This is a genomic window from Pedosphaera parvula Ellin514, from assembly GCF_000172555.1.
Taxonomy (GTDB): Bacteria; Verrucomicrobiota; Verrucomicrobiia; order Limisphaerales; family Pedosphaeraceae; genus Pedosphaera.
This window is the reverse complement of sequence record NZ_ABOX02000088.1, coordinates 1-12683: the sequence shown is the minus strand read 5'-3', so window position 1 is coordinate 12683 and position 12683 is coordinate 1. Positions and strand designations below refer to the sequence as shown.

The window sequence follows — 12683 nt, the reverse complement described above, 5'->3', positions numbered from 1 at the left end:
CGCTGCTGAACGAAATCTTTATGGCGCATGGGTTCCCCGTGACTTTCATCGATCACTCCAGTTCCAGAGAATAATTCCCTGAATTCATTATGCGTTCACCAGTTATGGCGTTGGGCTGGCAAGTATGGCGACAAAACCACCGGTCCATCTGGCTGATTGTGGGAATCATCTCGTTTTGTTCTCTCGCCAACCAGATCGTGCCCGAGCGAATGCGTTTGGTGGAGTCCTACCGGGAACTGCTGAACACAGTCAATGGGATGCTGATGGCGTTATCGCTTCTTTTCATCTTTGGGATTTTTAACTATACCGAAACACGCCCCGGCAAGGAATGGACTGGATTTCCCTACCGTCTTTTCGTTCTTCCCGTTTCGACGCTGTTGCTTGTGGCTCTCCCGATTTGTTTGGGTGTGACGTCCATAGTCGTGGCCTACTGGCTCTGGGCCAAACTCGTCTTTACACACGCGGAACTATCCGCAACCTGGTGGTTTCCCCTGGTATTGGGCACGTTCATGGTGCTGTATCAAACCGTCCTCTGGAGTCTTGCAGGATTCCGTGTCATCCGAATTGTTGTCCTGGGTCTGCTGGGCCCAATCTTTGTCTTCATTGGAGTTTTGCCCTTTGCGGCCAAAGACACTACAGGCGCCTTCTGGATCTCAGAGAAATTTTTAAGCGCGATATTGGTGGGCATCGCTGTCGCAGCCTTTCTGACTGCGTGGGCTTCTGTGGCCCGGCAAAGGGGCCGAAAGCGGACGAAAGGCGCAGTCGGCTGAGTGTGCAATTGGACCGAATCATGGATGCCCTGCCGCGGCGCCGCAAGGCTTTCACTTCTCCTGCGGCAGCTCAATTTTGGTTCGAATGGCGGCGCGCGGGGTGGGTGCTGCCAATGTGTGCTGGTGGCATCCTGATCCTGGTCGGACCGATTTCATGGTTATCTCGAAATGATCCGAATGCCACCGTGTCGGCTCTGGCGCTCATTTTAGCGATGCCAATGCTTCTCGCCGCGGTCGTCGGCATGTCTTTTTCCAAAGCGGATTTTTGGTCCCGGGACCACTCTCTCAATGCGTTTCTGGCCGTGAGGCCGCTGGCTACTGGCGAAATCGTCGTAACTAAAATGAAGGTGGCCGCAGTCAGCGTGGCCATCACCTGGTTGCTGGTCCTCGCTTTTGTTTACTTCTGGCTGGTCAGTTGGCCAAGCACGTCACAACTAGACATGCTTCTGTTCGAGTTCAAACTGTTCTATCCCCACTCCTGGCATCTGATTTTGATTCTATCTTTAGGCGGACTTTCATTGATCACGTGGCGAAGCATGGTGGGGGGATTCTGGACGGGGCTCGCTTCCACCTGGAAACCACTTATCACCTCCCTTTGCATCAGGGCGATTGCACTGGTGCTGGCGTTAATAGCATGCGCCTGGATGGCGGCCCACGAGAAATGGTGCAAGGCTCACGTTGATCTGCAGATCCTCATTATCGGGTGGGTATTGGCGCTCGCGGTCTTATTCAAGCTCTGGATGGCTGTCTTTTCCTGGAGCAAGATAACGCCCAGTCGCGTCTGGAAGTATCTGCTGATCTGGTCGGGGGGCACGGGTGCATTGGTCGCACTGGCGATACTTGCCACTCCCGTTTTCGATGTTGTTCGCGTCGAACATTTGCTCGTTCTGGCTGCGCTCCTGCCATTCCCAATCGCACGGCTGGGTCTGGCGCCAATGTCGCTGGCGAGGAATCGGCATCGGTAACCGTCCACAAAACATCGGGATTCAACTGAATTTATGAACAGACTTCTGGCAGTGCCTGCCACGGTATTGAGTTGCCTCGCCATCTTTCTGGCCACAGATCCCGGCCGGAAGGGCCGGAAGGTGTTTCAAAACATTGATGCCGGGGGACATGAGCTTTGCATGCATTTGTCCGGCCATGGAAGTCCCACTGTGGTATTCGAAAGCGGAGGCATGGGCGCAAGCGGTGGCCCGTTGGAGGCCTGGATTCTAGTGCAACCCGAGGTTAGCAAATTCACAAGCACAGTCGCCTATGATCGGGCGGGAATCGGACGGTCCAAGCCGGGTCCTGAACCGCGGGACGCACGACAGATCGCCCGCGAACTTCACATTGCACTGCGGAATGCACACGTCGAGCCGCCTTACGTTCTCGTAGGACATTCATTCGGCGGCCCGCTGAATCGTGTGTTTGCCGGCATGTATCCCGAAGAGGTTGTGGGGATGGTATTGGTGGACCCGACCCAGGAGGAATTCATCAATTGGAACCAGGAGCAGAGCCCGAACCGCGGCGGCATGCCGGATCCACTGTGGAAAGAAATGCAGGCCACCTTGACTCAAGCGCATGAAAGCCAGATGCCACCCGGCATTCCAATCATTCTTATTACCGCAATGGGGCCGCGCGTGCTTCCAAGCTTTGTAACCGAGGAACAAAAGAAAGAACTGAAGACCTTCAGACCAATGTGGTTGAAGTTCCATCAGGAATGGGTGGATAAATTGCCGAATGCCCAACACATCATCACTGAGAAGAGCGGGCATGTCGTCCCTTTTGAAGAACCGGAATTAGTTGTCAGTGCAATTCGACAGGTGGTTGAACAAGCCAGGCATAGGCCGCAACCGGGAGTTGAATCGAAGCGATTGGAAGAATGATCCCGACCACCCGGACTTCTGATGCGTTAGTAAAAATATCCCAGTTCTCGGAGAGAGGCGTAATCCTTGGGACGTTCATTGGTGCGGCGGCCCAGGATGATGTGATCCAGAATCTCGATTTTGAGCAACTGGCCGGCGCGGATGAGATCGCGGGTGACTTTGATGTCGGCTTCGGAAGGAGTGGGATCGCCGCTGGGATGATTATGGGCCAGCACAATGGCGGAGGCATTGGCGGAAATCGCGGACTTGAACACTTCGCGCGGATGAATGAGCAGGGTATCGAGCGTGCCCTGGGTGATGTTCTCGACCCGGATCAGCTTGCGGCGTGTGTTGAGCAATACCACCTGAAAGTTTTCTACTTCATAGGAGCGGTTCTCCTCCCGTAACAGGTCGGCGATGGCTTCGGGATTATCGAGCACTGTGCCTTCGGGTTTAAGTTCGGCTGCCATGCGGCGCGCAAGGGTGAAGGCGCTTTTGAGGGCGATGGCCTTGTCGCGGCCGATGCCTTTTACTTTGCAGAGATCAGCAAGGGTGGCGCGGGAGAGAGTATCCAGAGTGCCGAAGCGATGCAGCAACTGCTCGGCAACCGTTATGGCGGAAACGCCTTTCAAACCGGTACGCAGGAGGATGGCAATCAGTTCGGAGTTTTTGAGGACGTCAGCGCCGTGTTGAACCAGCCGCTCGCGCGGACGCTCGGCATCGGGGAGATCCTTGATGCGCAGACCTACGTTTTGTTCGTTGATGCGGCTGGGCTCGTTCATTGGCAGCCCTGTTTAATCACGAACAGGCCGCCTGAGAAAGAAAAATGTTTTTCAGTCGTCCGTGACCCAGAGTGACCGAGGACCTTCCGTATCAACGAGAAATATCGCTTTGGCGTAGAATGCGAAATTGATGCCGCCGAAGGACGGTTTCCGCAATATCACCGTCCTCCATGCTCATGGCCAAAATGGATTTTCCGTGAGGATGAGGGATAAACGAATAAAGATAATTGATGTTAATCTCAGCCTCCAGGAGGGCGGACATGAGCCGATTCAGCTCGGTGGCGGAATCAAGCTCGACCACCAGCAGGTCGCTTTCCGTGAACGCAAACTCATTGGTGTAAAGGAGTTCCCGCGCGCGTTCGGGATCGTCAGTGACGAGCCGAATAATGGAGCTGTCAGTGGTGTCCAAAATCGTGAGCGCGATAACATCCACGTTGTGAGTGCTCAGCAGGGAAATCAAGTCGTGCAGCCGCCCCATCTTATTGGCGGTGAAGACCGAAAACTGCTTTACCAAGTCAGGCCGTCTGGCCGCAATAGCTCTAGCTGCCATATACTAATAAGGCACATCTCAAGCGCGTGTGCATCTGGAATTTACGATTATGTTTAGCCAACTCTGGTGTAGATCCCTTAAACAGTGCCGGTTTTGGCGAAGCGGATGAGTATCTGAATGAATTAAATGGCCTGGCCTGGATCAGTTTTGTGAGATCGCGCCCGGCAGTTCGATCCAAAAGACACTACCCTGACGGGGTTGAGATTGAATACCTACCCGGCCGTGCATTCTTTGAACGGCTTTGGCGACGAGTGCCAGGCCGATGCCGGTTCCTGAAGCGGCATCGGTTTTATTTAATTGCTCAAAGATTTGAAAGATTCGTTTCTGATATTCCGATTTGATGCCAATGCCATTGTCCTTGATGCAGAGTTTTACAAGCTTGCCAGTCTGTTCGAAGTAAATGTGGATTTTGGGTATGGTGCCAGCGGGAATAAATTTGAGGGCATTACTGAAAAGATTCTCAAGAACCTGCAGGATGAGCTCCGGGTTGCCCCATACGGAGGGCAATGGTTGTTCAATCCGGATTTCGGCCTTACTGGAACGAATTTCGTCTGCGAGATGATCCAGCGTGGCGTTGACGAGAGGCTCAAGGGGAACATTCGAAAAGGGAATCTGCATGTGACCGAGTTGGCCGTATTCCAACAGCGAAAAAATGAGGTTGTCCATCCGGTGAGCGGAATTGGCAGCCCGGCGGGCAAAATCCTTTCCGGTCTGATCCAGATTGGAAGCGTAGTCACTGAGGAGAATGGTGGTAAAACCCTGGATGGCACGGAGCGGCGCGCGGAGGTCGTGGGCAATATGGTAACAAACACCCTCCAGCGATTGAATTGATTCGCGGAGACTGGCCGTGCGTTCTTCGACTCGTTTCTCAAGAGTTAAGGCATGCTCCCGCAATTGCTCCTGAGCATGTTGCAATTCCTGCTGAGCACGCTCCCGTCCAATGATTTCACGGGCGAGCAATTGGCGCTCGGCTTCCGAGCGGTTTCGGGCGTTGTGCAAGGCGCGGCTGGTAAAGGCGATTGCCAATCCGGAGAACAGAAAGCCCCCGAGGCTGATGTAATCGTCCAGAGAATATTCGTGGAAGACGAACTGGTGGCGAGGAAAGACGAAAAACCAGTGGGCGGCCAAATAGGAGAGACAAATGGCAAGGATGGATGGCCAAAATCCTGAGTACCAGGAAGTGAGCGCGATGGCAGCAAAATAGAATGTATAGGCCTGGGTGTTTCCCAGAGCAGAATCAAGCGCCCAGCGGATGGCGGTTGCGAGCACAAGAATGGCAATGCTTACGGAGTAGCGGCGAGCCACCGAGGAGGTTGAGCCCGCGAGGGAGTTATTGGCCGCGACACTGGATTGCAGCCAGTGCAGCGAGTGCAAAAATTTGGCTCGTAAAACAGTCACTTTATGAATCCCGAACAGAAAATTATAATCGATAACCGCAAAATCGCCAACTCGCTTAAGAGACGGAAAATGATCAGGACGGGGATTGATGCCGTTTGCCCGTTCAGGTATGGATGACGCGGGCAAGATGAAGATTTCCATCATAATACCGGCCTTTAATGAAGCGAAAGTGATCGAGGCTTGCGTGCAGAGCGCATTTGCCGCACTGCGGGCCAATGCGACCGCAGGGTTGATGTCGGAAGTGATCGTGGTGGACAATAATTCCAAGGATGCGACCGCGGAACTGGCCCGGCGCGCGGGAGCGGAGGTGGTGTTCGAGGCAATTAATTCATTTTCAGGCGCCCGTAACAAGGGGGCAAGTGTGGCGTCAGGAGAATGGTTGATTTTTTTGGATGCCGATACATTGTTGCCAGCCGAAACATTGGCCGATGCACTCAAGGAGATGGAAGGGGGAATAGCGGTGGGCGGCACGAGCACGATTGATTACGGCGAGGTGAAGTGGAGCATCTGGTTATTTGCCAAGGCATCCAACCTGGTGATTCGCACACTGAAACTGACACCCGGAATTTTTGTTTTTTGCCGGGCACAAGCTTTTCGAGAGATCGGGGGATTTGATGAGAAATTCCTGGCGGGGGAGGATGCTGATTTTAGCGCACGTTTGGGACGCTGGGGGCGGCAGCATGGATTAAAAATAAGGATTCTCCATGAGAATCCGGTAAAAACATCAGATCGCAAATTTCATTTGTATGGATTCAAGGAGATTCTAACCGTGATTGCGCGATGTTTGCTTTTTCCGAAGCGGACCATGCACAACAAGAAACATTTACGAATGTTCTACGACGGCAAGCGATAGCGGTCCGTTGGAATGTTCTGGGGCGGTTAACCCATTGAAGAGGGAGGCCCGAGGCTTGAGGTTGGGGGTGTGAGGACGTCCTTTTTGAGAAACCAGTTGGATCGTGTGATAGATTCCAGCGCCGCAAAAACGCTTGCGGAACTTCACCACAGCGGTTGGGTTGTTTCACTGGGAATGGGCCTTTCCTCGGAGCGAAGCCTGACTCCTCTTATTTTGCAGCATCAATTCATCGATTCGGAAGCTTGGAATTCGAAAAGAACAGCTGGGGATCGAGTCTGCCCTTTCGGGCAAGGAGACAACCATGCGAATGATAAATAGTCAGACTAGAAGATATTTCCACGTAGCGGTGGTGGTCGGGATCGTTTTGATGGTGTTTACAACGTGGGCATGGGCGAAGGACAAGAAGGACAAACCTGCCATTGATCCCAAGGCGGATGAACTGCTTAAGCGCACGAGTGATTATCTGGCGGAAGCAAAGTATTTCTCCTTCAGTGCGGAGATGTGGCAGGACGATAATTTGATGAACGGCCAGCGCGTGCAGGCCGGGCGCAATTTGGATGTGCAAATACGCAGGCCGAACCGGTGGCATTCTGAACTGCGCTCCACACGGCACAGCCGCGGGATATTTTATAACGGAAAGACGCTCACACTGTTCAATCGCGTGCAGAATTTTTTTGGGGAAACGAAGGTGCCGGGCACGATTGATGAGGCGCTGGATTATGCCACGGACCGGTTGGGGATGGTGTTGCCGCTGGAGGATTTGCTGGTGAGCGATCCCTATAAAAATTTTACCAAGGACATCATCTCGGGAAGGTATATCGGGCCGGTGACAGTTTTGGGTGTTCCATGCGAGCATCTGGCTTTTAGCGAGGCGAATATCGACTGGCAGATCTGGATTGAGGCAGGGCCGAGGCCGGTGCCAAGAAAATTGGTGATTACTTATAAGGACGAGGATAATTCGCCTGAATTTACGGCCATCATCACGGCTTGGGATTTCCAAACAAAGCTGTCGGATTTTGTCTTTGAGTTCGAGCCGCCGGCAAGCGCCCAGAAGATTCCGATACAGGAAGTAAAAGCCCTGAAAGAAAAGGAAATCAGGCGATGAACTTAAAAATATTTTTTCCCTGGTCTGGCAGAGTTGTGATATTCCTGGCGTGGATTGTTTTCACGCATGGAGTGCAGGCGCAACACGGTGGTGGTGGTGGTGGTGGTGGACATGGCGGCGGAGGTGGGCATGTTGGAGGAATGGGTGGAGGCGAGCACGTTGGAGGCGGCGAGCATGGGGGTGGGTTTGGACCGCGACCGGCAGCGCCCGCGCGACCGTTTACACCGGCGTTCAGGCCCGGAGGTGCCGCATCATGCAGTTGGGCGCATTGATCATGGATCGATTCGGCACGCCAATTCACCCATTATTCGAAATGAGAGAGTGGATGTGAATCGGCATTTTGCGAGGGATTTTGACCGGGATCATTTTTTCCGGAGACGATTTTTTCCAGGCGCATTCGTCGCTGTGTTGCCAGTTGGATATGAGCCATTGTACGTAAATAATGCGCCTTATTATTATTCCGACGGTCTTTACTATCAGCCGACAGCCCAAGGGTCTTACCAGGAGGTGTATCCGCCGGTTGGGGCCGTGGTGAATGAGCTTCCATCCGATGCGGTTTCGATCGTTGCAGGAAATGTCACCTATTATTATTCGGCCGGAGCATTTTACGTTCAGCAAGGCAATCAATTCGTGGTCGTACAGCCTCCGTTGGGCGTTACCGTGCCGGAGTTGCCCCCGGGAGCGGCGCAAGTGGCGGTTAATGGACAGATGGCATACCAATTTAACGGTGTTTATTACATGCCGGTTTTCGTCAACGGGGTAACGGAATATCAGACGGTTGCGCCGCAATGATGGGCATGCGGCTGTGATTTCGATTTTTGGTCCTCTTCACAAATTCTTCTGGCCCGTCCTATCGGGCTATCCGGGGCACTTCCAATCCAGGGGCGGATGAAAGCAAAAGACAAATTGCAAAGGAGTTGATAATTTACGCCATAGTCCGGTCGTGATGAAGATGGATTTTAAACGAAGCCTGGTGGTGGCAATCGCTTTGCATGCGTTGCTGGCACTTGCTGTTGCCGCTTATTCCATACACCTCGCGCGCTCGAATGATGAGGGAAAGTTCAGGGATGTGGAGGTAAGCCTCGTGACGGGATTTCCAGGCGAGTCATCAGAAACGCCGGCGACTGCGGCCAAAGTTGCAGCTGTGCCCAAGCCAGTTGAAGCGCCCAAGGAAATTAAGCCTGTTTCGGTGCCGCCACCCAAGCCGAGCCTTGAGCCGCCAGTTGTTCCCCGTCCAGTTCTCCCTGCTCCCATAGCCAAACCGGAAATGAGTGAACCGGTGGTGGAGCTGACCAGTCAAATTGTGACTCCTCCGGAGCCTGTGGTTCAGGCAGCTAATACTGCTCACATTGCCAGTGCTCCGCCTGAGGCGAGTGTTGAAACTGCGCCTGTGACCGCGCCTTCGGGATCAACGGCTGCAGAAGGAAGTGCGGCTTCGCAGGCGACAACTCCGACCGCAAACAAGGGTGTGATGACGCAGGCTTTTCCGCGGGGGCGCAGAAGTCCAGCGCCCGATTATCCCGTCACTGCCAAACGGCGGCGTCATGAAGGGTTGGTGGTGTTGCGGGTGCAGGTGGATGCGAAAGGGAGGCCAACGCAGGTTGAGGTGAAGGAGAGTTCCGGATTTGCCGAGCTGGATGAAGCTGCTGTCGAAACGGTGCGCCGCCGATGGGAATTTGAGCCGGCGAGGTTGAATGATGTGCCGGTGGAATCTGAGGTGGATCAGCCGGTACAATTCACACTTGAAAGGTAGGGAAGTTCGGGAAGTCTACTCGATTCAGTTGCGGTGCGCTTTGTGACAAGCGGTACAGGAGTCGGTGACTTTTTTGAAAGTGGCATCTGTGATAGCTGCGTTGAGCTGTTTGAAAGCAGCTACTGAGTATCCACCGGAAATGTTTGTGCTGATGAGAGCGTTGTAAAATTGATGGGAGCAGCCTTCAGCTTCCTGTAATTTGGCTTGGAAATCCTGAGTGCGCCTGGCTGTTGCAGGTGAGCGGAGGAGTTCCTTGAAGAGTTCGTTGAGGAGCAAGGCTTCGTGGGCGGGATCCAGGTCGGGATGGGAAGTGGGAACACTATAGCCTGCTTTTTTGATCAACTTCAAATTCTCAAAGCGTTCATCAATCTGGATCATGACATCAGCGAGCGGGGAGACTGGGGATTGTTCGGGAAAATTGGCGGGAACTTTTTTCAAAGCTTCGGGAGTAGGGACCTGAAATTGTTCGACACTTTTGTAGAGGCCGGCGTAGTTGGTGGCGGTGCCGGCGAGCCTGAGCCAGGAGTCGGCTTGCTCGGCGCTCCAGCCTTCAGTGGCCATGCAGATGACGGCGGCACCAGCAGGGCCGCGATGCATGCCATGGTGGCAGTGGATGTAAATGGGACCAGGCAAAGTTTCGGCAGCTTTGACGAGACGGATGGCCTGGTTGGTTGGCACACCATCGTAGCCGATGGGAAGGTGGACGTAGCGGATGCCGAAACGGTGGGCGGTTTCGACGTCGGGTTTGGCGCCATCGACCGTAATGATGGTTTTGATGCCGCGATTTTTTAGTTCGGCAAAGGCCGATTCACCTTCCGGTGCGGAGCCGGAGTAAAAGCGATCGCTTAATTGGAAAAAGTTTTCGATGCCCTTGGCTGTCAGTGGATGAACTGTAGTTGGAACGTGATTGGTTCCGGAAAAGCTTTGGGCCTGCAGGAGGCTGGAGGCAGAAAGCGACAAGATTGTAAGGAGCAGGAAAAGCGATCTACCGCGAATGCCTTTTGGTTGGTGCTGCTCCTTAATGTTCATTTTGTTACGGCAAATGAGACGATCACTGCTCTGCGAAGATAATGAAGAAGAAGGATAACTGGAAGCTTTTTTGGGGTGTGCAAGTGTCTGGCTTTGAAGCGGTGAAACATCACCAGAGTGTTTGTTTGGCTCGATCGGCCCAAGCTCGGTCATAGTCTTCGCCGCCGACGCGGTTTTCGCTCATGTCGGCGAGAATTTGGCCGGGGCTGGGCAGGTTGTTGGGGTCTTGATGCCTGGCAGGATTCCACAGGTCGGAGCGGATGATGGCGCGGGCGCATTGGAAATAGACGGCTTCGACAGTGATGATCATGACGGTGCGCGGGGATTTGCCATCGACGGCAAAGGAGGCTAGCACGTCGGCATCGATGGTGAGATGGGAGCGGCCGTTCACGCGGACAAAGCCGGGGAGGTCTCCGCGCGGGGAGCAGTCGAGCCCTTCAGGACCGCTGGTGGCCAGGGCGGCGAAGGGTGAGGCGTCGATGAAAGCGCGATAATGCGGTGTGATGCGGTCGGCGACTTTGAGCGTGGCGGTTTCAGCGGGCAGGCCGTAGATGGCTTCCAATTCTTCGATGGAGGCGATGAGTGACATCGATGGTCACTATATCATTTGGAAAGGGGCGCTTGCAATGGTTGCGGAACTGGGGCTGCAGTTGGTTGAATACATCAGAGGAGTGAGCGGGTGTAGTACAATGTCATTGGGACAATCGAAAGAATTTATTACCGGCTTCTTTTGGTAAAACGACGCTGTTGGTTTGGTTGGTGACCGAGAGGGTGAGATTCAAGGTGGTCCAAATGGGAGAATTGAGTGAGGTGGCGGATTGGAGGGTATAATTTGTAGCGGCGGCAGGCCATGACAAGGTGATGTCCGAATTTCCAATCGCGGCAAAAGTGAGTGAAGGTTCATACAGGCGGATGAGGCTGCCTGCGCCTTTGGAGCCGCCGTATGTGGTTGTCGCATAGAAAGCACCGGAATCAACCAACAGCGGTATGCCTAACGGCCATCGGCTGTCATTGTACGTGAAATTGTAAAGTTCGGTAAGATCACCTGCCGGGGAAATTCTGATAAACCTTCCATCATCTTCCGCTCCGCCGCCGGCAAAGAAGGCGTAAAAATTGCCGTCCCGACCAATAGTCAGGCCATACTTATCCAAGGAATGATAGATGGAAGGGAAATGAGAAATGATGCTCAGGTTGCCGGCATGGTTCAATTTAAAGAATGTTCCCGCGTCGTTTGTACCACCGTAGGAGGTAACGCCATAAAAATTGCCATCCGGATGCAGAGTCAGGGGAGCAACTGATTTTCCGCCAGTGAGAGCAGTGAGTTGGGCCAATGAGGTGAAGAGACCATTGGTGCTTACGGAAAAAATATTGCCATAATTGCTGATACCGCCAGAGAAGGTTATTCCATAAAGGAGCCCATTGGTTCCAACAGTCAGGCTATTGGGAGTCAAACCGACTGAGGAATCAAAAGAGACCAGAGAGGAGAAAGAACCGTTCGTTGAAATTTTAAAGATCGTGCTGATTTTGTTGGTGGAGCCCGTTTCTGCCGTAGTGCCGTATATAAAACCGTCCGGGCCTTGAACGAGAGGTGCACTGGGAGTTCTGCCATTCACTCCGTCAAAGGCCATCAAGGGCGTGAAGTCACCATTGGTGCCACAGCGGAATAAACCTCCATACCGGTTATAATTGGTTCCAACAAATACGGATTGAGTGGCGCCGTAGAGGTTTCCGTCTGGTGCTTCCAAGAGGCCGCTGACCGGATTGATGCCTTCCGTGCCCTGAAAGTGATGCAAAGTTGTCACTTGTCCGGCTGGATTCAGCTGGAAGATGGTACCTCCCCCGTAAAGGCCGCCTTCTAGTGCAGTGCCATATATGTTACCATTCACTGACTTGATGAGCGCGCTATGGGGAGCATTCCCGGTTTCATTATGGAAATCAACCAGAGTGCTCGCGGCGCCGTTTGGAGTCATCCTAAAAACGGTCCCATTGTAGCTCTGACCGCCCCAAGAATTGACGCCGAGGAGATTGCCGTCTTCCTCCAACAAAAGTCCTGCCCTTGGCTCGTAGCCGAGTGGGTAGACCCCGTTTGTAGCCACGAAGGAGACGAGGGATGTCAGCACGCCGGAGGGGGAGATTTTGAAGACGGTTCCAAGATCTTGAAGGCCGCCACCGGCAGTGGTTCCATAAAGGGTTCCATCCGGAGTGCGCACCAATCCTCCCGCTGGCGCATTGCCATCGGGTCCCGCAAAACTGAACAGCGTGCTGAGGACGCCGTTGGTTGAATATTTGAAGACCGTCCCCCAGTTATGAGCACCGCCCGAAGTGGTGGTGCCATAGAAATTTCCATCCGTGTCCTGCACCAACTCTCCGCGGGGAAATACTCCGTCGGGACCAGAGAACGAGTAGAGTCGGGTATAATTGCCTTGAAGAGTGAGGCGAAAAATAGTGCCGCTGTTCTTTAGGCCACCGACGGAGGTTGTGCCGTACAAATTCCCATCTGAACCCGCCATCAAACTCGGGGCCGCATCGAGATAGGTGCCATGTTCAATATCAGCAAGCCAATCGAGCGTGCCATTGGTTGAGCATTTCAAAACAC

At 53.6% G+C, this 12683-nt stretch carries 13 protein-coding genes; 7 read left to right on the top strand and 6 right to left on the bottom strand.

Annotated features, from left to right (window positions below; all coding sequences use genetic code 11):
• Positions 1-89 precede the first annotated feature (89 nt).
• Genes CFLAV_RS31000 through CFLAV_RS33560 form a run of 3 tightly spaced genes read left to right on the top strand, consistent with a single transcriptional unit; the run spans position 90 to position 2638 of the window.
• Positions 90-770, top strand: a complete 681-nt coding sequence (locus CFLAV_RS31000) for a hypothetical protein (protein ID WP_150107695.1) — start codon at positions 90-92, stop codon at positions 768-770.
• Between the two features lie 20 nt (positions 771-790).
• Positions 791-1735: a hypothetical protein gene (locus tag CFLAV_RS30995; RefSeq protein ID WP_007418900.1), complete on the top strand. Its 945-nt coding sequence runs from the start codon at positions 791-793 to the stop codon at positions 1733-1735.
• A gap of 33 nt (positions 1736-1768) precedes the next feature.
• Positions 1769-2638, top strand: coding sequence for an alpha/beta fold hydrolase (locus tag CFLAV_RS33560; RefSeq protein WP_007418899.1), 870 nt, complete (start codon positions 1769-1771; stop codon positions 2636-2638).
• A gap of 26 nt (positions 2639-2664) precedes the next feature.
• On the opposite strand, the gene radC is transcribed toward CFLAV_RS33560, so the two are convergent.
• The 3 genes from radC to CFLAV_RS33555 all read right to left on the bottom strand — a co-directional run bounded on the left by radC (position 2665) and on the right by CFLAV_RS33555 (position 5491).
• The gene (radC, locus tag CFLAV_RS30985) at positions 2665-3399 is read right to left on the bottom strand and encodes a RadC family protein (protein ID WP_007418898.1); all 735 of its coding nucleotides are present in this window, start codon (positions 3397-3399) and stop codon (positions 2665-2667) included.
• Positions 3400-3490: 91 nt separating this feature from the next.
• Positions 3491-3949, bottom strand: a complete 459-nt coding sequence (locus tag CFLAV_RS30980; protein ID WP_007418897.1) for a hypothetical protein — start codon at positions 3947-3949, stop codon at positions 3491-3493.
• A 141-nt stretch (positions 3950-4090) separates the two neighbouring features.
• Entirely contained in the window at positions 4091-5491 is a 1401-nt protein-coding gene (locus CFLAV_RS33555) for a sensor histidine kinase (RefSeq protein WP_050786011.1), read from the bottom strand.
• Here CFLAV_RS33555 and CFLAV_RS30970 point away from each other — a divergent pair.
• The 4 genes from CFLAV_RS30970 to CFLAV_RS33545 all read left to right on the top strand — a co-directional run bounded on the left by CFLAV_RS30970 (position 5475) and on the right by CFLAV_RS33545 (position 9058).
• Entirely contained in the window at positions 5475-6200 is a 726-nt protein-coding gene (locus CFLAV_RS30970; RefSeq protein WP_040550966.1) for a glycosyltransferase, read from the top strand. The two genes, CFLAV_RS33555 and CFLAV_RS30970, sit on opposite strands and share 17 nt — an antisense overlap.
• Positions 6201-6501: 301 nt before the next feature.
• Entirely contained in the window at positions 6502-7305 is an 804-nt protein-coding gene (locus tag CFLAV_RS30960) for a DUF2092 domain-containing protein (protein WP_007418894.1), read from the top strand.
• A 66-nt stretch (positions 7306-7371) separates the two neighbouring features.
• Entirely contained in the window at positions 7372-8097 is a 726-nt protein-coding gene (locus CFLAV_RS36020; RefSeq protein WP_007418893.1) for a DUF6515 family protein, read from the top strand.
• Positions 8098-8251: 154 nt separating this feature from the next.
• Positions 8252-9058, top strand: a complete 807-nt coding sequence (locus CFLAV_RS33545) for an energy transducer TonB (RefSeq protein WP_007418892.1) — start codon at positions 8252-8254, stop codon at positions 9056-9058.
• 24 nt (positions 9059-9082) lie between these two features.
• Here the strand turns inward: CFLAV_RS33545 and CFLAV_RS30945 are convergent, their stop codons facing one another.
• From CFLAV_RS30945 to CFLAV_RS30935, 3 genes are all read right to left on the bottom strand, one after another.
• Complete coding sequence (locus CFLAV_RS30945; protein WP_007418891.1) at positions 9083-10087, bottom strand: phosphatase domain-containing putative toxin; 1005 nt, start codon at positions 10085-10087, stop codon at positions 9083-9085.
• 109 nt (positions 10088-10196) lie between these two features.
• Complete coding sequence (locus CFLAV_RS30940) at positions 10197-10676, bottom strand: PNPOx family protein (RefSeq protein WP_007418890.1); 480 nt, start codon at positions 10674-10676, stop codon at positions 10197-10199.
• A gap of 103 nt (positions 10677-10779) precedes the next feature.
• The coding region (locus CFLAV_RS30935; RefSeq protein WP_007418889.1) for a choice-of-anchor tandem repeat GloVer-containing protein at positions 10780-12683 on the bottom strand (1904 nt) is incomplete at its 5' end.